Source organism: Nitrosopumilus sp., assembly GCF_025698945.1.
Taxonomy (GTDB): Archaea; Thermoproteota; Nitrososphaeria; order Nitrososphaerales; family Nitrosopumilaceae; genus Nitrosopumilus.
Window position 1 is genome coordinate 21555 of record NZ_JAILWM010000004.1, and the last position, 23414, is coordinate 44968.

Annotated in this window: 37 protein-coding genes; 17 read left to right on the top strand and 20 right to left on the bottom strand. The window is 31.6% G+C overall.

Going from position 1 to position 23414, the window contains the following annotated elements:
* The first annotated feature begins 46 nt into the window (after positions 1 to 46).
* Both K5790_RS08325 and K5790_RS08330 read left to right on the top strand, forming a co-directional pair.
* Positions 47 to 355 (top strand): hypothetical protein, encoded by a 309-nt coding sequence (locus K5790_RS08325; RefSeq protein WP_297594109.1) that lies wholly within the window; start codon positions 47 to 49, stop codon positions 353 to 355.
* 11 nt (positions 356 to 366) lie between these two features.
* Positions 367 to 765 (top strand): hypothetical protein, encoded by a 399-nt coding sequence (locus K5790_RS08330; RefSeq protein ID WP_297594110.1) that lies wholly within the window; start codon positions 367 to 369, stop codon positions 763 to 765.
* Between the two features lie 7 nt (positions 766 to 772).
* On the opposite strand, the gene K5790_RS08335 is transcribed toward K5790_RS08330, so the two are convergent.
* From K5790_RS08335 to K5790_RS08345, 3 genes are all read right to left on the bottom strand, one after another.
* On the bottom strand, positions 773 to 1567 hold the full coding sequence (locus K5790_RS08335; RefSeq protein WP_297594111.1) for an SDR family oxidoreductase: 795 nt from the start codon (positions 1565 to 1567) through the stop codon (positions 773 to 775).
* Positions 1568 to 1604: 37 nt separating this feature from the next.
* Positions 1605 to 2618 (bottom strand): lysylphosphatidylglycerol synthase transmembrane domain-containing protein, encoded by a 1014-nt coding sequence (locus K5790_RS08340; RefSeq protein ID WP_297594112.1) that lies wholly within the window; start codon positions 2616 to 2618, stop codon positions 1605 to 1607.
* 114 nt (positions 2619 to 2732) lie between these two features.
* The gene (locus K5790_RS08345; protein WP_297594113.1) at positions 2733 to 2873 is read right to left on the bottom strand and encodes a hypothetical protein; all 141 of its coding nucleotides are present in this window, start codon (positions 2871 to 2873) and stop codon (positions 2733 to 2735) included.
* A 136-nt stretch (positions 2874 to 3009) separates the two neighbouring features.
* Here K5790_RS08345 and K5790_RS08350 point away from each other — a divergent pair, with 136 nt between their 5' ends.
* The 3 genes from K5790_RS08350 to K5790_RS08360 are packed head-to-tail and all read left to right on the top strand — an operon-like array spanning position 3010 to position 5381.
* The gene (locus tag K5790_RS08350; RefSeq protein ID WP_297594114.1) at positions 3010 to 3768 is read left to right on the top strand and encodes an ATP/GTP-binding protein; all 759 of its coding nucleotides are present in this window, start codon (positions 3010 to 3012) and stop codon (positions 3766 to 3768) included.
* Entirely contained in the window at positions 3769 to 4692 is a 924-nt protein-coding gene (locus K5790_RS08355; RefSeq protein WP_297594116.1) for a homoserine kinase, read from the top strand.
* 14 nt (positions 4693 to 4706) lie between these two features.
* The gene (locus K5790_RS08360; protein WP_297594118.1) at positions 4707 to 5381 is read left to right on the top strand and encodes a 7-cyano-7-deazaguanine synthase; all 675 of its coding nucleotides are present in this window, start codon (positions 4707 to 4709) and stop codon (positions 5379 to 5381) included.
* Here the strand turns inward: K5790_RS08360 and K5790_RS08365 are convergent.
* The 7 genes from K5790_RS08365 to K5790_RS08395 form a co-directional block, all read right to left on the bottom strand.
* On the bottom strand, positions 5378 to 5635 hold the full coding sequence (locus K5790_RS08365) for a hypothetical protein (RefSeq protein WP_297594120.1): 258 nt from the start codon (positions 5633 to 5635) through the stop codon (positions 5378 to 5380). The genes K5790_RS08360 and K5790_RS08365 overlap by 4 nt on opposite strands.
* Positions 5636 to 5678: 43 nt before the next feature.
* A complete protein-coding gene (gene folE, locus K5790_RS08370; protein ID WP_297594122.1) occupies positions 5679 to 6236 on the bottom strand; it encodes a GTP cyclohydrolase I FolE in 558 nt (185 codons plus the stop codon).
* A gap of 63 nt (positions 6237 to 6299) precedes the next feature.
* Positions 6300 to 7013 carry a 7-carboxy-7-deazaguanine synthase QueE gene (locus K5790_RS08375; RefSeq protein ID WP_297594124.1) on the bottom strand — a complete coding sequence of 238 codons (714 nt, stop codon included), beginning with the start codon at positions 7011 to 7013 and terminating at the stop codon, positions 6300 to 6302.
* Positions 7014 to 7058: 45 nt separating this feature from the next.
* Entirely contained in the window at positions 7059 to 7253 is a 195-nt protein-coding gene (locus K5790_RS08380; RefSeq protein ID WP_297594126.1) for a hypothetical protein, read from the bottom strand.
* A gap of 44 nt (positions 7254 to 7297) precedes the next feature.
* Entirely contained in the window at positions 7298 to 8332 is a 1035-nt protein-coding gene (locus K5790_RS08385) for a hypothetical protein (RefSeq protein ID WP_297594127.1), read from the bottom strand.
* Positions 8329 to 9372, bottom strand: coding sequence for a MarR family transcriptional regulator (locus tag K5790_RS08390; protein ID WP_297594129.1), 1044 nt, complete (start codon positions 9370 to 9372; stop codon positions 8329 to 8331). The genes K5790_RS08385 and K5790_RS08390 overlap by 4 nt, the downstream gene beginning before the upstream one ends.
* 4 nt (positions 9373 to 9376) lie before the next feature.
* Positions 9377 to 9664, bottom strand: coding sequence for a winged helix-turn-helix domain-containing protein (locus K5790_RS08395; RefSeq protein ID WP_297594131.1), 288 nt, complete (start codon positions 9662 to 9664; stop codon positions 9377 to 9379).
* Between the two features lie 730 nt (positions 9665 to 10394).
* Between K5790_RS08395 and K5790_RS08400 the strand changes: the two genes are divergently transcribed.
* Positions 10395 to 10859 (top strand): transcriptional regulator, encoded by a 465-nt coding sequence (locus K5790_RS08400; protein ID WP_297594132.1) that lies wholly within the window; start codon positions 10395 to 10397, stop codon positions 10857 to 10859.
* Between the two features lie 6 nt (positions 10860 to 10865).
* Here the strand turns inward: K5790_RS08400 and K5790_RS08405 are convergent, their stop codons facing one another.
* Positions 10866 to 11519, bottom strand: coding sequence for a Snf7 family protein (locus K5790_RS08405; protein WP_297594134.1), 654 nt, complete (start codon positions 11517 to 11519; stop codon positions 10866 to 10868).
* A gap of 245 nt (positions 11520 to 11764) precedes the next feature.
* Here K5790_RS08405 and K5790_RS08410 point away from each other — a divergent pair, with 245 nt between their 5' ends.
* The 4 genes from K5790_RS08410 (at position 11765) to K5790_RS08425 (ending at position 14274) form a co-directional block, all read left to right on the top strand.
* On the top strand, positions 11765 to 12196 hold the full coding sequence (locus K5790_RS08410; RefSeq protein WP_297594135.1) for a hypothetical protein: 432 nt from the start codon (positions 11765 to 11767) through the stop codon (positions 12194 to 12196).
* A gap of 264 nt (positions 12197 to 12460) precedes the next feature.
* Complete coding sequence (locus K5790_RS08415; protein WP_297594137.1) at positions 12461 to 13204, top strand: SDR family NAD(P)-dependent oxidoreductase; 744 nt, start codon at positions 12461 to 12463, stop codon at positions 13202 to 13204.
* A 40-nt stretch (positions 13205 to 13244) separates the two neighbouring features.
* The gene (locus K5790_RS08420) at positions 13245 to 13451 is read left to right on the top strand and encodes a hypothetical protein (RefSeq protein ID WP_297594139.1); all 207 of its coding nucleotides are present in this window, start codon (positions 13245 to 13247) and stop codon (positions 13449 to 13451) included.
* A 10-nt stretch (positions 13452 to 13461) separates the two neighbouring features.
* Positions 13462 to 14274: a 3'(2'),5'-bisphosphate nucleotidase CysQ gene (locus K5790_RS08425; RefSeq protein ID WP_297594141.1), complete on the top strand. Its 813-nt coding sequence runs from the start codon at positions 13462 to 13464 to the stop codon at positions 14272 to 14274.
* Here the strand turns inward: K5790_RS08425 and cysC are convergent.
* Both cysC and K5790_RS08435 read right to left on the bottom strand, forming a co-directional pair.
* Positions 14269 to 14784 (bottom strand): adenylyl-sulfate kinase, encoded by a 516-nt coding sequence (cysC, locus tag K5790_RS08430; RefSeq protein ID WP_297594142.1) that lies wholly within the window; start codon positions 14782 to 14784, stop codon positions 14269 to 14271. The genes K5790_RS08425 and cysC overlap by 6 nt on opposite strands.
* Positions 14785 to 14820: 36 nt before the next feature.
* On the bottom strand, positions 14821 to 15363 hold the full coding sequence (locus tag K5790_RS08435) for a hemerythrin domain-containing protein (RefSeq protein ID WP_297594143.1): 543 nt from the start codon (positions 15361 to 15363) through the stop codon (positions 14821 to 14823).
* Positions 15364 to 15481: 118 nt separating this feature from the next.
* Between K5790_RS08435 and K5790_RS08440 the strand changes: the two genes are divergently transcribed.
* A complete protein-coding gene (locus K5790_RS08440; RefSeq protein WP_297594144.1) occupies positions 15482 to 16861 on the top strand; it encodes a cation:proton antiporter in 1380 nt (459 codons plus the stop codon).
* Positions 16862 to 16919: 58 nt separating this feature from the next.
* Positions 16920 to 17063, top strand: coding sequence for a hypothetical protein (locus K5790_RS08445; RefSeq protein ID WP_297594145.1), 144 nt, complete (start codon positions 16920 to 16922; stop codon positions 17061 to 17063).
* A 95-nt stretch (positions 17064 to 17158) separates the two neighbouring features.
* Here the strand turns inward: K5790_RS08445 and K5790_RS08450 are convergent, their stop codons facing one another.
* Positions 17159 to 18064 carry a TFIIB-type zinc ribbon-containing protein gene (locus K5790_RS08450; RefSeq protein WP_297594147.1) on the bottom strand — a complete coding sequence of 302 codons (906 nt, stop codon included), beginning with the start codon at positions 18062 to 18064 and terminating at the stop codon, positions 17159 to 17161.
* Positions 18065 to 18191: 127 nt separating this feature from the next.
* Between K5790_RS08450 and K5790_RS08455 the strand changes: the two genes are divergently transcribed.
* Complete coding sequence (locus K5790_RS08455; protein WP_297594149.1) at positions 18192 to 19139, top strand: hypothetical protein; 948 nt, start codon at positions 18192 to 18194, stop codon at positions 19137 to 19139.
* Here the strand turns inward: K5790_RS08455 and K5790_RS08460 are convergent.
* A complete protein-coding gene (locus K5790_RS08460; protein ID WP_297594151.1) occupies positions 19136 to 19435 on the bottom strand; it encodes a hypothetical protein in 300 nt (99 codons plus the stop codon). The two genes, K5790_RS08455 and K5790_RS08460, sit on opposite strands and share 4 nt — an antisense overlap.
* 106 nt (positions 19436 to 19541) lie before the next feature.
* On the opposite strand from K5790_RS08460, the gene K5790_RS08465 reads away from it, so the two are divergent.
* Positions 19542 to 19769 carry a hypothetical protein gene (locus K5790_RS08465; protein ID WP_297594153.1) on the top strand — a complete coding sequence of 76 codons (228 nt, stop codon included), beginning with the start codon at positions 19542 to 19544 and terminating at the stop codon, positions 19767 to 19769.
* On the opposite strand, the gene K5790_RS08470 is transcribed toward K5790_RS08465, so the two are convergent.
* Positions 19759 to 20235, bottom strand: coding sequence for an Hsp20/alpha crystallin family protein (locus tag K5790_RS08470; RefSeq protein ID WP_297594155.1), 477 nt, complete (start codon positions 20233 to 20235; stop codon positions 19759 to 19761). The two genes, K5790_RS08465 and K5790_RS08470, sit on opposite strands and share 11 nt — an antisense overlap.
* A gap of 115 nt (positions 20236 to 20350) precedes the next feature.
* Between K5790_RS08470 and K5790_RS08475 the strand changes: the two genes are divergently transcribed.
* Entirely contained in the window at positions 20351 to 20623 is a 273-nt protein-coding gene (locus tag K5790_RS08475) for a hypothetical protein (protein ID WP_297594157.1), read from the top strand.
* Positions 20624 to 20625: 2 nt separating this feature from the next.
* On the opposite strand, the gene K5790_RS08480 is transcribed toward K5790_RS08475, so the two are convergent.
* Together K5790_RS08480 and K5790_RS08485 are read right to left on the bottom strand one after the other, a co-directional pair.
* Complete coding sequence (locus tag K5790_RS08480; RefSeq protein ID WP_297594159.1) at positions 20626 to 20856, bottom strand: hypothetical protein; 231 nt, start codon at positions 20854 to 20856, stop codon at positions 20626 to 20628.
* Between the two features lie 6 nt (positions 20857 to 20862).
* Positions 20863 to 21243, bottom strand: a complete 381-nt coding sequence (locus tag K5790_RS08485) for a CrcB family protein (protein WP_297594161.1) — start codon at positions 21241 to 21243, stop codon at positions 20863 to 20865.
* Positions 21244 to 21370: 127 nt separating this feature from the next.
* Between K5790_RS08485 and K5790_RS08490 the strand changes: the two genes are divergently transcribed.
* Together K5790_RS08490 and K5790_RS08495 are read left to right on the top strand one after the other, a co-directional pair.
* Positions 21371 to 21562 carry a DUF1059 domain-containing protein gene (locus tag K5790_RS08490; RefSeq protein ID WP_297594163.1) on the top strand — a complete coding sequence of 64 codons (192 nt, stop codon included), beginning with the start codon at positions 21371 to 21373 and terminating at the stop codon, positions 21560 to 21562.
* Between the two features lie 177 nt (positions 21563 to 21739).
* Positions 21740 to 22660 (top strand): transcription initiation factor TFIIIB, encoded by a 921-nt coding sequence (locus tag K5790_RS08495; protein ID WP_297594164.1) that lies wholly within the window; start codon positions 21740 to 21742, stop codon positions 22658 to 22660.
* 17 nt (positions 22661 to 22677) lie between these two features.
* On the opposite strand, the gene K5790_RS08500 is transcribed toward K5790_RS08495, so the two are convergent.
* Both K5790_RS08500 and K5790_RS08505 read right to left on the bottom strand, forming a co-directional pair.
* On the bottom strand, positions 22678 to 23115 hold the full coding sequence (locus tag K5790_RS08500) for a hypothetical protein (RefSeq protein ID WP_297594166.1): 438 nt from the start codon (positions 23113 to 23115) through the stop codon (positions 22678 to 22680).
* A 73-nt stretch (positions 23116 to 23188) separates the two neighbouring features.
* Positions 23189 to 23407, bottom strand: a complete 219-nt coding sequence (locus K5790_RS08505; RefSeq protein ID WP_297594168.1) for a hypothetical protein — start codon at positions 23405 to 23407, stop codon at positions 23189 to 23191.
* Between the last annotated feature and the right edge of the window lie 7 nt (positions 23408 to 23414).

A 23414-nucleotide genomic window follows, 5' to 3' on the forward strand; every position in this document is an offset into this window, starting at 1 on the left:
AAGAATGTGGGAACGCTTTTATGGAAAAAATTAAGCCAAATCAACAGTGCCTAATTGTCCTGAATGTACAGCAAGAGAGAAAAAGAAGATTCAAGCAAAATATGAAGCAGATACTCCAGAAGAAGAGAGGGGCAGAGATGATTTATTCAAGCTCTATGATGAAATTGAGATTCCTATGAAAATGGATGCTGCTACAAAGCATTTCATTTGTAAGAGATGCGGATTATATGCTACACGGGAACAAGTATCAGATATTCGATACAAATTAAATCAAAAAGAGAGAACTAGAGATGATAAGCACGATGATTATCTTGAATGGTGGTCAAAAAGTAAGAAAGAAAAACAAGAAAACTAGAGTGAGTTAATATGGTAAAAAAGAAAGACGACATTCCTGATTGGGTTACTGATGAGATCCAAAACGCAAAATTTCAAAAACCAACAGAGATGAAAAAAACAGGCTATATTCTTGAATTGTATGATGCTGATAACAAAATAGACACACAGTTGTATGATCCTGTAGAAGATGGACGACATATTGTTACCATGGATTTATCAAAAAAGATCAAAATGAAAGATCTTGAAAAAGGTGTTGTCTATGAATTTACATTTGATCAACACAAAGCACCATTAAGTAAAAAAGTATCAGAGTATCTTGAAAAAGAAAAAGAAATTGAAATGAATGCAATTTATCAATTTGAATTAAAATCATTAGAAATGTTAGATGTGGGCTCAAGTGAGACTACAGATGATGATTTGGAAGAATAATTGAAACCTATTTCTTTGAATCTAGTTGTTTTTTAAATGATTTTCCAATTATTGGATTAATAAAATATGGAAAAGTGTGTTTTAGCCATACTGCACCTCTAACAACAGATGGAACAATAATTTCTAATCTAGAAGAAGTTGATGCCTTGAGAATTGCTTTTGCAACTGTTTTAGAACTTAATGAAGTTGAGGAATATTGAGGCATTTGTTCAAAAGAAGGATGATCAAAGAAGTTTGTTCGAACCATTATTGGACTAACTACTGTAATTCCAATTCCAGTTCCTTTTAGTTCATGTTTAAGCCCCTCTGAGAATCCAAGCATTGCAAACTTAGATGCACAGTAAGATGCAATTCCAGGTAACCCAAAACTTGCAGCAACAGATGCCACATTAACAATATGACCAGATTTTTTTGCTAACATTGATGGAAGAAAGTTTTTGATAAAGTAAACCATGCCCAAATAATTGGTTTCCATTTGAGATTCAATCTCTTCAATGGATAGTTCAGATACAGAACCATAAATTGCAAAACCAGCATTATTTACTAGAACATCTATAGAATCAAATTTTTCTAAAACTATTTTTGATATTTCACTTACCTGATCTTTTTTTGATACATCGCATTGTAAAACCATTGTAGTTATATGGAATTTTTTTAATTGTGTTTCTATTTCTTCGAGTTTATCTTTTCTTCTAGCAACTAAAATAACATTTGCTCCAAGTTTTGCAAACTCTATTGCAGTTTCTTTACCAATACCAGAAGATGCACCAGTGATTAGAACATTTTTGTTTTTGAAATCCACAAATTAAAAAAATCGTTTAATGATAAAGTGGTTTCTATCAAGTTTGTGGCTTTGATATTCTACTCAAGGCTAATTTTACTAAAAGCAGCCATGTAACTACAATAGGAACGTAGTAAGTAGCAATTCTCCAACCAATAACGGCATCCCAAGCAACAACTCCCTTTGGAATATCAAAATCAAATGGATTCAGATTATTAAGATATGCTACAATACCAAATTCAGCCAATCCAGAACCACCAACTGTAATGGGCAAGTTTCCAATAGCATTTGCACCCATAACTGCCATAATAGAATCAAATGCATTAATCACATATCCTGTACCCATTGCAATGATCATAAATGATATTCCATAAAATGACCACGATACCAGTGAAAAAAAGAATGATATTGTAAAGATTTTTTTGGATTCAGAAGTTTTTAAGTTTTCTTTGCTCATAGTGCAAACTTCTTCCATCCAAATGTTTGTTTTATCAATATATTTACTCCCTTTTGCTTTTCCTAATTTTATTACAAGATTTGCTAAAACTTTTGGAACTTGGAACATATGTACAGAAGATAGGAAAAACATTACCAACCACAAAGATGTTACAACAATACTTGTAGCTAAGATAATGGCTGCAACTAAATATGCTCCATTCATTAATGCGATAATTCCTGCTATGATAGACAAGAGACCTGCAGCAAATACTTCAGTTACAATATCCATAATAGCAATCCATGCAGATTTTGAAGCCTTTATTCCCTTTTTGTGCAAATAATAAAGTACAATAAATTCTGCTCCTACAAACATCGGAGTGGTAAATTTGATAAATTCACTACCAACTCGAACACCAGTTAATTTCCAAAAAGAATCAAAACTTCCAAGATATTTTCTTGCAATATATGCAAATTTTATTCCCTGAAGACCCAGTTTTATCATCATTGCAATAACTGCACCTAAAAATGGAAAAAAGCCAATTGCCAGTACATCTTCTAATTGAATATCAAATTGAATAGCAATTACGAAGATGGGAATTAATGTAACAGGTACAATTACTAGTCTCCAGTTCATTTGATGAGTTTTTTGGGGAATCAAATATGAAAGTTGATAGATGTTCAGTCACAAGAAATTTTACGCCTAGAATTAGGCATAGTTTTTTAAAAAAATAAGATTTTTGATGATTTCTTATTCTTGGGTTTGTAGTTCTAGTTTTATCTCAGAGAATAGCAATTCTAGCTTGTCAAATTCAGATAGATTTTTTTCTTGAAGAAGTTTTACAACTAGATCTTTGAGATAATCTTCCTTTTCTAATGTACTTTGAATCACAAATTGAATCTAAATTAGTAGAATAAAGTCAAAGTGGAATTTTTTGATTATTCTCATGTCCATTTTGGCATTTTCTTAGAGTGTTTAAGATTAGCAAGTAGTTTGAAATATAAGCAATTTAAGAAAATTAGACGGATTGAAAACAATTTTTATTTCAGGTACTGCAGGTTCAGGAAAATCATCACTAACGTCAAAGCTATACGATTATTACACAAAAAATGGAGCATTTTCTGCTGTTCTAAATTTAGATCCTGGAGTTGAAAGTTTACCATACACATGTGATGTTGATGCTAGAGATTATGTGGATATGTTATCAATTATGCAACAATATGAACTTGGTCCTAACGGTGCTTTGATAATGGCAAATGATATAATCGCATCAAAAATTGATGATATTCAAAATGAAGTGAATAGAATTAACCCAGATTATTTAATTGTCGATACGCCAGGACAAATTGAATTATTTGCATATAGATCTAGTGGTCGTTTTATTGTAGAAAATATTTCTACAGATGAAAAAACTAGTATTTTTTTGTTTGATGGAGCTCTAATTACTACTCCAGTAAATTTTGTATCAATTGCACTTCTTGCTACTTCAATTAGACTTCGATTAAATTTACCAACAATTAATGTTGTAACAAAGACTGATCTTATTGGAGAACGATTAAATGACATTCTCAAATGGTCAACAAGTTTGAGTACATTAGAGAATGCACTTGCTAAAGATACAGATGGAGATACCTATTCATTAACCACCAATATTTTACGTGGGCTTAACCTAGGGGGATTTGCTCAAGGACTAATTCCAATATCCAATGTTACAGGTGATGGATTAGTTAATCTTGAAGGTGCTTTGAGCAGAATTCTTAACTTGGGTGAGGAGGTAGAAGATTAGTTGGTATCAAAAATCACCGTTAAAGCACCATCATCAACTGCAAATCTGGGCCCAGGATTTGATGTGTTTGGATTGGCAATTGATGCATTTTATGATGAAATTACATTAACAAAAATAAAAAAAGGAATTACAATAGTTACAGATGATAACGTTCCTACAAATCCTGAAAATAATACAGCAGGATTAGTTGTAAAAAATATGAAAGATAAATTCAAAATTAAAGATGGTATTGAAATCAAAATAAAAAAAGGAGTTCCTGCTGGATTTGGAATGGGAAGTAGTGCAGCTTCAGCAGCTGCAACAGCAGTTGCATTTGATAAATTATTTAGATTAAATCTTGATGGTAACTCATTAGTGGAATTTGCTGGTTATGGTGAAAAAGCAAGTGCTGGATCAGTACATTATGACAACGTAGCAGCTTCAGTATTAGGTGGATTTGTAATTGTAAAAACCACTCCACTTGATGTAATTAGAATAGAACCTCCAACAAATCTTAGAATGTGTATTGCAGTTCCAGAATTAGTCGTTCCAAAAAAGAAAACAAAAGTATCAAGAGGTGTAATTCCTAAAAAGATCAAATTAACAGATAGTATCTTGAATCTATCTAATGCTGCAGCAATAGTTGCAGGGTTTATGAAAAAGGATTCAGATATTATTGGGAATTCAATTAAAGATGTAATTGTAGAGCCTGCAAGGCAACATATGATACCCGGATTTTCCAAAGTTAAGCAAAATGCCATAAAAGCTGGTGCTTTAGGTGTAACAATTAGTGGTGCAGGGCCTTCAGTCATAGCATTTGCAAAAAGCTCATCAAATTTGAAAAAAATTTGTTTAGAAATGTCTAAAGGATTTGCAAGTGCAAATACAAAATGCAAAACCATAATCTGTAAACCAAGTAAAGGTTCAGCAGATAAGAGAAAATAGTAATGTGATAATTTATGAAAAAAGCAGTCATAGTTTTTAGTGGCGGAGTTGATTCTGTCTGTGCAGTTTCAATTCTAAAATCAAAATATGATTTGTATGGGATTACATTTTCTTATGGTCAAAAGGCAAGTATGGAAATTAAAGCAGCGAAAGAATTTGCAAAAAAATTGAAATTAAGAGATCATAAAATAATTGACATTGGTTTTATGAAAAATTTGTATGGTGATTCTAATGTATTAACAAGTACAAAAAGAAAGATTCCTAGTGAATTTGAATATTCAATTGTGGTACCAATTAGAAATGCGGTGTTTTTGTCAATTGCTTCAGCATGGGCTTACTCACTGGATGCTCAATTGGTTGCATACGGAGCACATACGGGTGACAGTCATTATCCAGATTGTAGACCAATTTTTGCAAAAAAACTAGAATCAGCTTTTAACCAAGGGGAAATAGATGGAATAAATTCACAAATACGACAAAAAATAGAAATTTGGTCTCCATATCGTAAAGGGTTTTCAAAAAGTGATTTATTAAAATCAGGGATCAAGGTGTTGGGTGACTCTATCTTTAAAACATGGAGTTGCTATTCAAATAAAAAATATCATTGTGGAAATTGTGAATCATGCAATAATAGAAAAATTGCATTTGAAAAAGCTGGTATTAATGATAAAACAAAATATTTGAATTAATTAGAATAGCTATTACGAAGAATTTTCTTTTTTAGAATAAAACCTCTAATTCCAATATACCAAACTAAGAATACTATTCCAACAATTCCCATAAACACATAGTTTTGTAATTCAGGAGATAATCCTTCAAATGAATTTGTAATTTCCCTTGATGATAACATTGAAACTGCAAGAACAATTCCAAATTCAATTGCATACCATGTCCAACTAGGCCAAGATTCTTTTGGAATATGGACATTAGGATGTGCTCCCATAACTCTGATCAAAAAAGATTCATTATTTAATTTTTCAGTATGGTTAAAAAGATGAATTTGAGGCACGTTTTCGTATTAGATTCATTATACTCTCATTTTCTTCTTTATTTTCATAAATACCTCTAAATGCTGAAGAAGAAAGAACAGCATCATTTCTAACACCTCGCATTTTCATACATAGATGTTCTGCATCTGCTAATACAACAACTCCTTTAACTCCTTGAGAAAATAGCTCATCAGCAATATTTTTTGTCAACCGTTCTTGAATTTGTAATCTCTTTGAATATTTTTCAACCAATCTAACTAGTTTAGAAATTCCAAAAACTCTGCCATTTGGAGAATATGCAATGTGGATTTTCCCAAAAAATGGCAACATATGGTGTTCACACATTGAATAAAATTGAATATCTCTTGCTATAACCACACCTGAATCTTCTGAGAATTGTACAGATAATTCAGAATCAGAATCATAACCGCCAAAAATTTCTTTATACATATCTGCAATTCTTTCTGGAGTTTCTCGTAATCCTTCACGAGTAGGATCTTCTCCAACTTCAATAATTAATTCTCTTACGAGTTTTTTTACACGTTCTTCATCCATGGATAATGACATGGAATTTTTCTAGTATTTGAACCTAAGCTGTTTTTTAGGCAGGTGGTAATTTTATGGAGCACCAATAAATTTGTGTAATTGAGGAACAACTTTAACATCAATATAATGAGGATACACTATATCATACAATTCTAGTAAAAGTTCCAAAGATGGTTCTGAAATGCCATATGTAGGTTGAATGATAAAACCATCAATATCATCTTTTGAAATGTTTTTAAAAATTTGATTTACAAGTTCTCTAAAATCATCAAGAGAGGTTTTTGAGCTTACAACAATTTTGATATAAGTTGTTTTATTTTCTTTGACTGATGAGATTAGACATTTCATCGTATGATCTATTAATTTATCATAATGTTGGGAATCAACAAATTCAGAATCTTTTGTCTTAAATTCTATTTTTACAATATCAATAAAGGGCAAAACATGATTAAATCTATCAATATCAAAACATGAAGATTCAAGGTATGTCGGAATTTTTTTCATTTGAATGTGTTTTGCAAGTTGTGCAACAGCTTCATGTTGAATTAATGGGTCACCTCCTGTGAAATTCACTTTGTATGTTTGATTTTTTAGATTATTATCAATTAGTTGATTTGCATCCTCAATTGAATATTCTTTTCCAGAATTCATTGGAAGTGATTCTTTAGTATCACAGTAATAACATGTAAATGGACATCCAGCAAGTCTTACAAAAAGTGTTTTTGTGCCATAAAGTATTCCTTCTCCTTCTACAGATGTAAATATCTCAAATAATCTTACTTTCAAGTAACAATAGTATTTTTTTTCATTATTTATTCAATGGGATTTCTTTTAATGTAATACAGGTTCTTTTGAATAAAATAAACCTGAAATGAAAAACACTACACCCAAAATTCCAATAGTACTTCCAATTAATTCTACTTGATTCTGGAAAATTCCTTCAATTGGTGCCCATAACCATGCCATTAAAGCTCCAACAACTATCATTGGAATTCCAACGCCCACTGTAATTGTTTTAGAAGCCATGCTCATGCTGTTTAGAAAATGTATATGAAGTTTATGATATTATTTTATAGTGAATTTTTAATTTCTTCTAACTGCTTTGCTAGATTTCTTAGAAGATCATTTGCTACATCGATCTCTCCGTCAGATAAACTTCGTTTAATACTGTTTAGTGTGTTTTTAGCATTGACTATAGCATCTTGATCAACTTGATCAATTTGAGATAATCTCAATAGAGTTTTTTCGACTTGCAAAACTCTTGATTCAAGGCGATCATTTTTTGTTAATTCAAACTGGTCTTTAATTGAGATGATTTTCCTAATTTGTTCCACAATTTCACTTGGATTATCTGCTGATGAGAGATTTTCTTTGGCATTCTCGAGTTTTTGAATTATTTCATCAGATAGATCTTGTTTTTTTGCATTTTCAATCAATCTATCTAGTTGCTCTAGGTATTGCTGAGCATATTCTTTAGCACGTTGAGATTCTTTTTTTGTTGCTTCTTCTCGAATTTGTTTATTAATTTCGATAATAGTCTCCTTAATTTCTTGAAGTGTTTCTAATGCTTGAACAAATTCATGATTACTGATTTGTTGTCTAGAAATTGAAAATAGTTCATCAAGTTGAGTAAAATCAATAGATGTATTGTATTTTTTGGCAATTGTTTTTAGACTGTTAACATATACTTGTAATCTCTGAATATCATTTGATGGATCTTTAACATTTTGGTGTTTAGATTCTGATGTTGTTTTAGGGGCAATATCAGAAGCAGTTGTTTCAGTAGCAACGTCAGATGGAGGAGAATATCTAGAGATTTCAGTAAAGATCTTCATTGCTAAAAGAAAATGATCTTTAGCTGAATCAACATCATCATTTCTTATTGCTTTTTCTAATGCATTAACTTCATGAATGCCTTCATTAAATAATTTCTTAATTTTATCTGGGGAATCAGAAGAGATTTGGTTTTCAATTTGGTTTTGGGCACGTTTAGCTAGTTTTAAGAGAATTGCAGGATCATCTTGAGCATAGATACTGTTTGTCATTCCACCAAATACCATACTTGCAACTAAAATCAATAGACTAAAGGTTGTTATAGATTTCATTCTTCAGCCTCCATTTCTTTTTTTAGTTTTACCAAATTTTGTAGATCTTTTTTAGAAATTTCAATTACACCTTGTCTTTCTAATCTTTTTACTGCTCTCCACATGGTTGTTCTAGGTTGAAGAAATTTCTTTCTGAGTTCACTTTCTAATACCTGACCGCCATTTTCTGAAATAAATTTTACAATTTCTTTGTCATCTTCACGCATGTCAGGTCTTAGATTGAAAATTGTTTCAATCTCCGCTGGATCAATTTTTGTTTTAGATTCTGGAATTTCAGATTGTAGTACAGATGAAGATTTTGATTGTTTTCTTTTGATCATTATTATTACTGCTGCAGCTGCAGCGATAGGAATTCCAATCATAGCAAAGGCATTATTTTCAAGTAAAGGTAGATCAGGAGTTGTTGTTGGAGGGGTTGTTGTTGGAGGGGTTGTTGTTGGAGGGGTTGTTGTTCCAAATATGTAATTTATCTCAGATAATCCACTTCCTAGTTCAAGTTTAGTTTGATCATTTTTAATTATCATGTTAGTTGGTAATGCATTTAATCCAACAATAATGGTGTTAGGAGGCATAAGTAATGAATAATCTGTAGGAGAGTCAAGAGAAAAGGTCCAAACTCTTCCTTCTTTTGAAATTAAATCATGAATATCATAATCAATTGTAATTAATGATGAACCAAATGTATCAATGGTAGCAGTATCTGAATTTATTTCACTAGATAGCAAAAATCCATTTTCTCCAACTGCTACAAAGTTATCAATTGATGAGCCAAATAGATTAACCTCAAAATCGGGTTGCAAAGGATCCACATCTATCTGAGCAGAGATATGAGCAGAACCATCTGAGTATAGAGTTAGATCAAGCATTCGAGTAGTACTGAATGAGGTCTGAAGTGGTATCGTTAAGGCTACAACAATTAAGCCAGTGATTAACAAAGGTGCTCTAACCATTGTTTCGAGGATACCCTCAGTCCTTACAAAAAGCATTCCATCCTCTCGAAGAGACTCTTTCCTGTGAATAGTCACGATTTCTGGATTCATAAGATCAGTACCTTAGATTCATGCTCTCCACTAATCCCTGGAACCGCTTAAATTCCTGGAAAAATTGAAGTCCTTTTTCAGTAATCAAAAAGACTCTATTCCTATCATTTTTGACGGATTCGACTAAGCCTGCTTCTACCAGTTTCTCACATTTGTCTAGTACTGCATAGTGAGATAGGTTGGCTTTGCGAGAGATTGCAGATACAATGACTCCATTACGACCACCATCGGCGGTAACGTCTAAGATATCACCCATTATGCCCATTTCGGACCTGTATTGTTGTTTTGACATGTCTTAGTATAGAACTACTTAGTTTATGAGGGACATTTTGAAACTTCAAAGCGGAACACAAAGCGGAACAGCCATTTCATGTAAAAAAATGGCAAGATTTTTGCCATTTTTAATGCGGGAGACAAATTTCAAGAAAAATCATTCCTAAAAAAACATCTAAAAAATTCTAATTTTTTTAAAAAAAGGATTAATAGTTATTTTTTGGAAAAAATTAATTCAACTTAATAGAAATAGCACAATTTACATTAATTTTAGTATATAAAGAACGAGGTATTCCAAATTTTTTACTTCAATTTTTTAAAAATTTCTTCAAAAAATGAGTTTCAATCATTTTAGGTTTAAAAACCCAGTTAGAAATCAAAAGAAATCAATTATTAGCATTTGAAAATCAAAAGTTAGAAATCAAAAGAAATCTCAAAAAAGTGGCTAATTAGGAGAAAAATAGGAAATTGAAATATTGTTTCAAATTTACAGATCATTTTTCTAGAATAATTAGTATTATAATCTCAAATTCATCCCATACCGGAAGAATTTTTGGAATAATCTAGGTTATAGGTAAATTTGTCATTTTAAAAAATTCTATAATTGAGAAAATCCAATAATTTCTAATTTAGTTTGAATATTTGTAAAAAGATGTCATATTTTCTTTAATAGACAAAAAATCATTCACAAGGTCAGCTTTGAGATTCATAATAACTTTTTATTCCCAATTTTAAAAGAAAATCATAAAATGTTTGATAAATTCAAAAAAGAAGAGGGTGAAGAGATGGTTGAAGAAAGAGTTGAGGAATCATCTAAAGAAACTGTGTCTAGAGAAGAATCCACTAGTGAAATTGGTATTGGAGAATTAATTGATAAACGTGCTAAATTAGAGGAAGCAATTGATTATGTAGGTTTGATGATACGAAATCTGAAAGAAAAGAGAACTAATCTAGAAAAAGATATTGAAGAAGAATCAGTTGACATTAAAAATCTTAAAGAAAAACTTCAAAAAGTTAGCGAATACATTGAAGAAGAAAATAGAGGGATTAGAGAATTAGCAAATAAGAGACAAAAAGTAGAGAGCGAGGCTGATGAGGTTGGAAATATTATCAATAACTTAAGAGAGAAATTATCAGGTATTGATAGAGTTATTGATAATGAAGGAAATAGAGTTAGACAGATCAAAGAGTCAAAAGAAACTCTTGAAAGTTAAAGAATTTTAGTAAAATTTTGATGAATTAGACGAAAGTGTAGAGGTATTTGTATCAGATGGTACTGATGGAAACATCTGACCTGTTGAACTTTCTGCAACAGCAGCTGCCTCTTTGAGAATTTTCTCAGATTCTAGATTTGTAGTTTCATCTAGTCCAAATGCTGCATCACCAGAGAAACTTTCTGTCATAAATCCACCAAGCATCTCTGCCATTTGATTGATCTCTTGTTCTGCTCCTGGCATAATTTTACCTAATGACGATTTGAGATTTTTCATTAGACCCATAGTTGGCATGATAGCAACAACAGTATCTCCAAGATCACTGCATGTGGTTAATCGTAATTCAATTTGTTCTAATGCAATTCTTGCACCACTTAGAATTTTTGTAACTTTTCTTACTTCTGCTAATTCATTTCCAAGTACTCTACTAGTTTGGGTATCATGATTTTGGGTTGCCTCAACAATTCTTTGAAATAATTTTGTATCTCTTTGCTTTAGGTTCTCAAGCATAGAATCTAATTTTTTAATTTGTAATTGTAATTTTTTAATTCCTTCTTGTACTCTTGGTTTTAAAGCCCCTTTTGGTTTAATTGTATCATTAATTTTTTCAGAAATACTTGGTTGAGGTGGTTTTGACCACTTGTTAGATATATTGGGCATAAGTTTGTTTTAAGAAATTGTACTTAATATCAGGTGTGAAGATTGGTTAACCGGACATTAAATTTGACTAACAAGAATTAGATGTTAGGAATTAACTTTCTTTGTGGGTGGATTTTTCTAATATGCGTATCCAGAATTGAGTCTTGAATTAATGATTCTCCGCAAAGTGGACATTTTGTCATTTTAGTAAATTTAACGACTAGGAATATCTATTTAAGTATTTTTTTTATAGGATTAAGATAATTATGGTCACAAAGAAATTTCTCATTGTTATTCCAGTTGTGATCATTGTTTTTCTAGTAATTTTTTCAGCACAGCCATCTGAGAAGAAAAACAATATTGTCTTTCATTCAACAATGGCAGATTTAGGAATCTACAAAAATGGAATTTTTACTGATTCATTTACAGCCTCAAGAGGAGAATATGTTTTCAGATTTGTTCCTAATGGAAGCAGCCCAGAGATATTATCAATTACATTAGTGGGTAAAAATTTGAATTTTCATGAAGATTTTAGGCTTAAAGGAACAGCACATCAAACTGGAATTTCAGAGTATTTTACGTGGGAATATGAAGGGTTGAAGGATATTTTGATTTATGAAGATAGCGAGATCACAATCACAATTAATCCAAATGGAAATGTGAAAGGATCGGTATCGGTGGATATTTTACAAATATAGGAAAGGCGTAACCCCCTAACTGCAGAACACTGAGAGATTTCCTCTCTTTTCTGACGTTAAAACGTCAGATTACCTTTTTCGTTCTGCGGGGTCACGCGATTTTAGTCGATAGGAATTATATCCTTCGGCATTAATTACTATAGGAAGTTTAACTATTTAAAATTTTATATAAAAAAATTTATAATTTTATTATATTTTATGAAAAATTTTCTGCCTATTTATTATTTAATTGAGCTTAAATTACTAAAATCATTGAAAATAATATTGAGTTTATCAGGAAAAGTTGCACTTGTTACTGGAGGGAGTCGTGGGATAGGATTTGCAATTGCAAAAAAATTCTCAGAAAATGGAGCTACTGTGATTATTACATCAAAAGACTCTGATAGGATAAAAAAATCTGCTTTAGAAATTTCTAATGCAGTAGGAATTCCTGCCGATATCAAAAATAAAAACGACGTGAAAAATGTCATTGAAAAGATTTTAGAAAAATTTGGAAGATTAGATATTCTTGTAAATAATGCAGGGATTTTTCCAATGATAAAACCAGTTCACGAGATAGATGAAGATGATTGGAATGAAGTTTTGGATGTGAATCTAACCGGACAGTTTAGATTTACAAAAGAGGCAATTCCTCATTTGCAGAAAACAAACGGATCTATTGTTAACATATCATCAGATGCTGGATTAAAAGCATATCAGGGTTTTAATGCAGATGCTTATTCTGCATCAAAAGCAGCATTAATCTTACTAACTAAATGTTGGGCTTTGGAATATGCTAAAGACAAGATTCGAGTAAATTGTATTTGTCCAGGTGTTGTAGATACTGATATGACAACTCCATTTTTGAAGACTCAAAAAGATAAAGAATTCATGGATAATGAACATCCAATAGGGCGAATTGGCAAGCCTGAAGAAATTGCTGCAGCTGCACTTTATTTTGTATCAGATGAAGCATCATGGACTACAGGTGCAATTTTAACTGTAGACGGTGGAGAATCAATAAAATGATTTCATATGGATTTAATACAACTCAGAGGAATATATTATGATGAAGGATAGAAAAACTAAAGCAAAATTAATTATACTTTTAGGAATTATTTGGATAATCATAACTTTGCCCTTACCTTGGATAGTAAATAATCCAGAAGTTTCAGAATCGCAATTTAATACCATACTGGGAATTATTGGAGTAATGTCTATTCCATTTATTGTTCTAGGAATTGTATGGACCTTAAAACCAGAATTGACAACTTAGGTTAGTTTAATTGAAAAATCTACCAATTTCAGATAAGTTTTCTGAATTAGATATTGCAATTGAAGCTGCAACTAGGGCAGGAGATGCAATTTTAGAGATTTACAAAGAAGAATTTGATTCTAAAATAAAGAGCGATAATTCGCCAATAACTAAAGCAGATATCAAAAGCAATGAGATTATAAAAAAAATTCTATCACAGACACAATATGAAATATTATCAGAAGAAGATGATGATAACCAATCCAGATTAGGAAAGGAAATGATTTGGATAGTTGATCCTCTTGATGGAACTTCTGATTTTATTGACAGGACAGGAGAATTTACTGTCATGATTGCTTTGGTGAAAAATAAAAAACCAATTCTCGGAGTAATTAACTGGCCAACTGAAAAGACTTTGTTTATTGCACAAAAAGGAAAAGGGGCATTTAGATATTCAAATAGAGAATGGCAAAAGATACAAGTTTCTAAAGTTGCAGATCTCACAAAGTGTAAAGCAGTAGGATCCAGGCATCATTTATCGGACAAAGAAAAATTGTTTATCAAAGAATTAGGCATTAATTATTTTACAAGTGTTGGCAGTTCTCTAAAAGTAGGAAAAATTAGTTCGGGAGAAGCTGATGTCTATATTACTACAACAGATAAAATGAAAGAGTGGGATTCAGCTGCCTCCTATTGTATTATTAATGAGGCAGGTGGAAAAATGACAGATATCTTAGGAAATGATCTTACCTACAATAACAAAGAAGTTCATCACCTAAATGGAATTATAGTTACAAATGGATTATTGCATAATAAAATAATTGAAGAATTTAAAAAATTATAGAAGATTTCTACTTTTGAGGAATTCTTTTACTTTGTTTGCACTTTCTGATAATGGTTCATGTTCTGTATCAATTACTAGATCTGCTTTTTCTGGAGACTCGTAAGGATCATCGATTCCTGTAAATCCTTTGATTTCTCCTTTTCTAGCCTTGGCATACATTCCTTTAACATCCCGTTCTTCACATTTTTCAAGTGAACATTTCACATAACATTCTGCAAATTGATCACCAGCATTGATTATTTCTCGAGCATTTTCTCTATTTTCAACATATGGAGATACTAGAGATACTGCACTTGGGACTCCGTGTTTTAGTAATAGTTTTGCTAAATGAGCAACTTTTTTGTTATGTTCATCACGTCCTGCTTTTGAGAAATCTTTTGGGGAGAACCATTCTCGTAGTTCATCACCATCAAGCATGGCCAAATTTGGAATGTCTTTTTGAAGATCTTTGACAATTGTAGTCTTTCCTGAACAAGGAAGACCAGTCATCCATAACACAAAAGGCTTCATAAAAAAAATATTCAGATAACCCATAAAGAGCTTACGCTAATTTTTACACCAAGATTTATTTTCCAAATCTTCAATCTCTTTAATCATATCTTCCATTTTTTTTGATATGGTCATAACTGACTTGAATTGCTCATACATTTCAAATTCTTCTTCTTTAGAAATTATTTCAGATTCAGCTTTATCAAAAAAGTTTTCCTCTTTTGACATGTGATCCATAAGATAAACAGAGTATGTTTTCAGATATCTTGCAACAGCCTCCCTTGAATCCTGTCCTTCTTTCCATAATTTGAGATATCGCTTTATTTGTAGTGCAATTCTTCTAGAGAATTCGTGTTCAATTAACAATCCTCGAATCTCTTGTTTTAGATGATCATAGCTAGCAACACAAGGAAAATATGAATCTTCTTCTCTAGAATAATGAATAGAATCTAAGAATTCTTCTATAACTAATGTGATTTTATCAATGTCATCAAGAGGAATATCTTTTCCTGCATATAGTTCAGTATAGCATTTAATGATAACTTGATCTAATCGTTTAATCTGTTTATGATCTTCTCGTAAAGTATCAGTTGCACTCAACTAAAAGATGTATTTGTAGACTTGATTTAATGTGTATCTAAAAATCTACTAATGAGAGTAAAATAATTAAACAAATCTGATTTAATTTACAACTTCAAATATCAAGATTCAGTTAAAGATGAATCCAATAATTTTTTCAGTGCTTGGTTTGATTAGGGGACAAATTGACGGAATCTTACCCATATCAGATTTTGATCATACTATGATTTTAGATAAATTTGTAGAGTTGCAGAGTTCAATTAGTGCACTATCTATTCATGATGGACCAATTGCTTCAGCTCATGTAATTTTATTGGCTGCAGGTGTAGTAATTTTTCTGGGAGTTGCAGGAGAAGCTTTCTTTAAAAAAACTGGAATTCCAGATGTAGCATTTTTAATGATTCTTGGAGTAATTATTGGGCCAGTATTTGGATTAATTCAACCAGAAGCAGTAATTCAGGTAGTTCCATACTTTGCTGCACTAGCTTTGATTATCATCATGTTTGATGGTGGGTTAAATTTAGATATTAAACATGTAGTCAAAACAGCTCATTTCTCAGTAACACTAGCAATTCTTGGTTTTATTTTATCTGTAGCGATGATTACACTTGCGGCACATTTTGCATTAGGATGGCTATGGTTAGAGAGTATATTGTTAGGATCAATTGTAGGTGGAAGTAGTTCTGCAATTGTTTTTGGATTAGTGAGGAATATAAAAATCTCAGAAGAGGCAAAATCAATTCTTAGTTTTGAATCAGCACTAACAGATATTCTAGCCACAATTATTGCATTTATTTTGTTTGAAGCTGTCTTAGCTGGACATTTTGATTTGCAGACATTACAAGAGACGTTAGGCAGGGCAATAGTTGTGGGATTGGTTTTAGGATTTGGAGTAGGAATTCCTTGGATGTATGTATCAACAAAGCTTGGAAATGCCCAACACGCATACATGCTTACACTTGGAGTGTTGTTTGTTCTATTCTTTTTGGCAAATTCATTTGGAGAATCAGGTGCATTGACAGCATTGGTATTTGGATTAATGCTAGGAAACAAGAAACATCTATCACCCATTCTAAAATTCAAACTTCCAAAAATTGATTTAGATGATCCTACTCACAACCAGCTTACATTTTTGGTCAGATCATTTTTCTTTGTATTTGTTGGATTAATGGCAAGCTTTGGTCAGATAGAATATCTAGTATTTGGAATTTTAATTACAGTAGCTATCTACTATGGTAGAACAATTGTTTGCAAGGTAACTTTGACTAAAAGATTCTCCAAATTGGATAAAGCAGTTACAAACACCATGATTCCAAGAGGGTTGGCTGCGGCAGTACTTGCAACTTATCCAATTACATTAGGTCTGCAAAATGCAGAGGCCTATCCTCAGATGGTATTCTTTATTATATTATCATCAGTCGTTATTACCACAATTGGTTTAGCAAAATCAAAAAAGATTCCGCCACCAGAATCATTTGAGGGAGGATTTATCAAAAAACCTCCAGAAGATTCCAAGTAGATGAACGACTTATAATTTCTACGCGGGCCTTATATGCAAATTTATCTTTATTGATTGTATGGAAGAAATTCAATCAATCTCAAAAAAAGAAAACTCATCTTTTCAACATCTTACCTGGGAGGATATTCAGGGATTGAGTTGGACATTAGATGAAACTAGTTTTGAATTAAATGATAAAATATCTACTTATGCATGTGCATAAGTTTGATTTTTTTCAACATACAGAACTAGGCAATTTTAGATAATTTTGTGCCTGTCCTAAGATAATTTCTGATTCTTTTTCAAAAAATGACTTAATTATAGTTCTAGGGATTCTTTGAGACCTTTGTATCTATTTCTGATTGTAACTTCAGTAACATTTGCAGCTTCAGCAATATCTCGCTGAGTTTTATCCTCACCGTTTTTCACACATGACAAATATAATGCGGCAGCTGCTAATCCCATTGGATCTTTTCCAGCTGAAACCTCATTTTCTTGAGCCATTTTTAGAACCTTTACTGCATATCTTTTTGTTTTCTCCAGTATTCCTATTCTGCTTGCAATTCTTGCAACACATTGAATAGAATCAGTTACTGGCATCTTCAAGTCTAGTTCTTTGACTAGTAATCTGTAACATCTTGCAATATCTTTTCGTTTAATGTTGGCTGCTTGTTCTACATCTTTTAGATTTCTTGGAGTCTCAGTGTCACGACATGCAGCATAAAGTGCAGATGCCATCAATGCAGAAATTGAGCGGCCTCTAACCAATCCCTTCTCAAGGGCTTTTCTGTAAATGTAAGCTGCCTTTTCAATTACTGAATCAGAGATTGCTAGTTTGTCTTTTAATCTGTTTAATTCACTAAATGCTTGTCTAAAGTTTCTATCAACTGGCTCATGGACTTGGCTTCTACTATCCCAAGTTCTTAATCGCTCAATAGTACTCTTCATTGATGCAGTAAGTGGTCTACCAGATGCATCCTTGTTTACTGGATTAATTATAGTTGCAAGACCCATATCATGCATAGTAAGTGATGTTGGAGCACCTGCTCTTGCTCTATCTCCATGTTCGTCTTGTGTAAAGGATCTCCATTCAGGTCCTGACTCTTGTAGTTTTTCAGTAATTACAAATCCACACTTAGAGCAGAACATCTCACCTGATTCATTATCAGTGACAAGCTTACCTTGTGCACATCTAGGGCACATCTCTTTTGTTTTGCTAACCATATACGATTCTAGGGTACTCAGTAGTTTGGTATTTATGAATCATCAACTTTTTTTCTTTCGTTTTAGGCTCAATTTATGCCTGATAATAAGACAGAATAGGCAGAATTTTGTAATTATGATGAAAAGTATGAGGTTTTTTTGGTTAATTTTGATGTTGATTGGATTGGCAATATTACTGCCAAATGCATATGCAGGTAAAATTACACAAAATTATGAGGGAGGAATGGATATTGAAATTTCCTACCCTGATGAAATGGTAATCGGAAGAGAGGGAGTCATATCAATTCTAGTTAAAAATAACGGATGGGAAGAAAAACGAGATATTTTATTTGTGTTTTCAAATGATGGTAATACACTCGATGTTGGAAAATCAGATAGAATAATCATTGAGAAACTTGCACAGGGAGGATCTTATGGTGGAATTATTGATTTGAAAATTCCTAGTGATTCAAAGCCTGGAATTCATTTTCTTAATTTAAAATATTCTCATATACTTGTTGCAAATAATGAAACACCGCAAGATTCTATTTTTCATGACATAGCAATTCCAATTACGGTAAAAGAAGATGCTAATGTAAGAATTTATACAAAAATGCCTGAATCAATTTTTGCAAATGCAGAATTTCCTATTGAAGTTGAATTAGTATCTGAAGATATTGATATTACAAATGTTAACATAAAGATAATCCCACCTAAAGACATAGAATTTAGAGGAGAGACATTACATACATTCTCAAAAATTCAAAAAAACACTCCAGTTGGAATTACGTCACGAATCATTACGCCAACTGAGGAAGTAAATACTGAATACAAATTACCATTTGAAATTATTGTAATCTATACAGACGATGTTGGAGAAGAAAAACAGGACTCTCAAACTGTTTCAGTAATTCTAAGACCTAGAACATTTATGGAATTAACAACTGATGGTGGAATTTGGATAGGTGATTTTTTTATTGCACCATATGTTAGTTTAGGAACTATAATTGGAATTCCTGCAGGGACAATCATTTCTCTATTAATTAGAAAGAATCAAAAATCAAGTAAAAAACGTTCAAAAAAGAAAAAACTCTAAGATTCTAGTCGTGATTTTATTGCATCTAGGTATTTTTCATTAAACTCATTGAATATCTGAATTTTATTTTGAGCCAAAGCCATTGCTCCAGGTCTACTGTTTACATGTTGTTTAGCAGAATTTTGATTCTCTAAGAGTTTTTCAAGATTTTCCTTTGGTTGAGATTCTAAATTCAATAATAAAATCTCAAGTTCTTTCTCAAAAATATTCATAGTGTCTGGAATTGCAGGTGGTTGTGCACCAATGATTTCTTTGGTAGTAATTTTTCCAAAAACTTTTCTGTCTAACTCAAGCACAAGAATCTCATAGATTTGCGATATAAATTTAATTTTATTTTTATGCACTAAAAGTGAGTGCAGTGCAATCAAAGATTTTATCTTTGGATAGAATCTGTATAGTTTGATGACTTATTGTATTGGGAAATGTAAGAAATTCAAAGCCCTCAAGCCATCTGAGATGGGAAGATATGCAGCTGGCCAAAAACGATGTAATTATTGTGAGATTTTTGTAGAATATCCTGGAATTGCTTGTCCTTGTTGCAAACGACAGTTAAGATGTCTTCCTAGAAGTAGAAAAGGAAAAGAAAAGTACCTATCTCAAATAGAACAGAAAAGAGAGATTATTGTATAGAGATAGATTTCTTTTGTTGAATTTTTGTTGGTTTTGATTTTGGCAATATTATTTCTAAAACTCCATCAGTAAGCTTTGCCTTTACTTTTAATGTGGTTATTTTTTCTGAAAGAGGTAGGGTTCTATGATAAGATATCTGATTTCTCTCTTTTCTTAGATAGTTTTTCTTTTTCTCTTCTGATTCTTCTTTGTGTTGGCCTGAAATATGTAAAGAATTTTCAGTGACATCTAATTTTATTTCGTTTTTCTTGATTCCTGGAACATCAAGTTTTACCCTAAATTGATTTCCTTCATCTATTACATCACAAGATGTGTGATTAATTTTTGGCAAAGATGCTGGAAAACTTGAAAATGCTTTTTCCATTTCTTTTCTAAGATTTTCAATTGATCTATCAATATCAAACCATCCTGAGTAAAGAGATGGTGTGCTGACAGATTTTAATTTAGAAGATTTTTTTGTTGCCATAATTTGATTTGGAGATTATTTTTAATAAAATCAAATGATGAAAATCAAATTTGAAAATAATAATTCATGCCTAGGAACAATGTTTTATTTATAAGAAAATACTACAAGTAATGATATGGCAATTCCAGAAGAAATACAAGAATTTGTTGAAAAACATATCAAATTGATGATTTCTCAAACTGAGACATATCTTCCATTTATCAAAGTAGCATTTCCATACTCAAAAAATGTAGCTGATGGTGTTTACAATCTAATTATGGGTAGTGCATTATCTATTTTCATCAATCAATATACAATGAGAATGAAATATCCAACTGCAGAGGAATTTTCAGAGTTTGGAAAAATTGCATTAAAGTATAGAGATCAAGTAGATCAATTTTTCACATAACCTTAAGCTAATTCGCCAAGAAAGTGAACAGTATCATTAAGTACTATTACAGTTCTGTCTTTTGGAATGTGAAATAATTTTTTTGAGCCATTTGAAGATTGGATAATTAATTTTGAGAATGGATCTTTTAGTGATTTGTAGAGTACGCCTTTATCACTCACTGATTGTGACCAGTGTGTTCCTTGTACAAAAGAAATTGATTGAAACTTTACTACTTGATATGAATAAACCATTTCTAATTAATTATTAATGATAGCACTCATTAAGGATTTTCCTCCTATTAATGCAGCAATTGATAATCCAATATTTGCAACAATATTGATTACAAGCGCTCCATAGTGATTAGTCTCAAGAAGATTTGTAGAATCAAGTGCAAAAGAAGACATTGTTGTAAGGGATCCACAAAATCCTATTGCAGCAAAAAGAGAGTACCTACTATCAAGACTCCATTGTGCAGACAATATGATGAATACTCCTAGAATAAAGGCTCCAAGTACATTGACTATCAATACATTTAGTGGTAATGTATTGAAAAGCAGGGGGGATTCAATTACTTTGTATCTCAGAAAAGCACCAAGTACAGAACCGGCAGCTAAAAAAACAAATTCCAATCCTTTCATCTATCCAATTTAGATTATCAAACATTATTAGTTCTATTTGGGACAAATTGATAGATTTTATGCCTATTTTTTAAAATAGAATTACAGGTCCATGGTTTTTATAGCCTCAGCATTTTTTTCAGACTAAATGACCCTCAAATTAAGATGTGAAGATTATGGTTTTGAGTGCGAATACATTTTAGATGAAGAAAAAACTCTAGGCCTAATAGAGAAATTAAGAGATCATTTTGAAGAAGAACACGGAATTGATTATACTGTTGAAGCAGTTACTCAAATGATTACTAATCGTGGTCATTCTTTAGAATCAATAAAGAAGTAAAATTCTTTAAAAGAAATTTTTAATTTTTAACATTTAATACAAAGTATATTGTATTTGTGATAAGAATTTTGTTTGTAAAAGAATTCGAGGAAGTTTTAGTATCTAAAGTCAAGTTTTGAATCCAAAATTACCTGAACCAAATTATTTTTATTTTATAATCACCATTAAGAGCTAACTGTGGTAGAACATTATTCAAATGATTATGATGTCAAGTGTAAACTAGACGCTTGCAAAACCTACCCTGCAATAACAGATTCTGAAAGAGGAGAAATTGTTTGTGGGGGTTGCGGTCTTATCCTAGTGCAAAACATGCCTGACTCTTCATATGAAAACAATGGTTACAGTCAAGAAGACTTTATGAAACTAACAAGAACTGGTCCTGCTACATCACTTACAATGTTTGATAAAGGATTATCAACAGTAATTGGAGATAACAAAGATTCCTCAGGAAAGGCATTAACTAGTAAAACAAAATATGAATTCAATAGATTACGTACATGGGATCAAAGAAGTAAATCAAGAAAAACGGCTACTCTTAGCAAGGCCTTTACTTTACTTCATGCGATGAAGACAAAGTTGGGGGTTCCTGATAGCGTAGTAGAAAATGCAGCATATATTTACAGAAAAACAGTTAGTGCAAAACTAACCAGAGGGAGAACTATGGCATCATTGGTATCAGCTTCATTATATGCAGCATGTAGAGAAAATAACATTCCAAGAACATTAGATGATATTGCTAGTGCGGGTAATATTGAAAGAGGAGTACTATCAAGAGATCTGAGAACAATTATCAAAAAACTGGGATTAAGCCTTAATCAATATGATACAACATCATTTATCTCAAAAATTTCAAACAACATGAATTTGGATGAAAAAATCAAGAGAGATGCATATGATATTTTAATTAGATGTGAAAAAGAGCAAATCACTGCTGGAAAACATCCAGTTGCCCAAGCAGCTGCATCATTGTATATTGCATGTATCTTAAATGGTAAGAATATTAGCCAAAAGAAATTTGCAGTAGAATCTGGAGTAAGTGATGTTACAATTAGAAACAGAGCTGTAATGATTAAAAAAACATTAAAGCTTCTAGACTAGAAAATTTCCAAAAAAGCCTACAATTCTATTGCAGGAGAATAATTTTTATCAAAAATGACATTCTTTAGTTGATTTAGTAAATCCAATATTACTTTGATTTGTTCCATAGTAATCTCTTTGAGATTATCAATCATATCATTGAGTTCCAAAATTTCTTCATTTAGTCTTGATTTTTCATTTTGAAGAGTAGTGATTTGATCTTGGAGATTTGTATTTTGTTTTTTTAATTTGTTATTCTCTTCAGTTAATCTTTGTATTTTTTCAGATTCAGATTCTCCAGGGAATGGATCTGGAACTGGTTCTGGTTCTTGTTTTTTGATAGGATCAGGTCCAGGGGAAGGTTCGGGTATTTTTGGTGGTTCTGGTTCTTGTTCTGTTTCAAATGCATATGAGAATTCTAAATTAGTAATTAAGAAAAGCATAACAAATAATCCAAAAAGTTGATAGTTTTTCATTTAATTGTATCAAAAATAGTAGAACAATTTTGTATATGAATATGATTACTAACTTCTAAGAATAAAAGAGGTTTTACTTGTAAAAGTCAGGCTCTTGGTCTCGTTTTTGTTTTGGAAGATCTTCCATTACAGCTTGAACGACTTCGTTGTGATTGTATGTTAGATGTCTAAGAAATTTTGCAGACTCATCTGCTCTTTTCTTTTCATCAGCAAAAAGCATCTCTGGACTACTTAGTTCTGCCATCATAGTATTACACTCCTTGCATGGTTCAAAATCAAGATAGAGTTTCATAAATTAA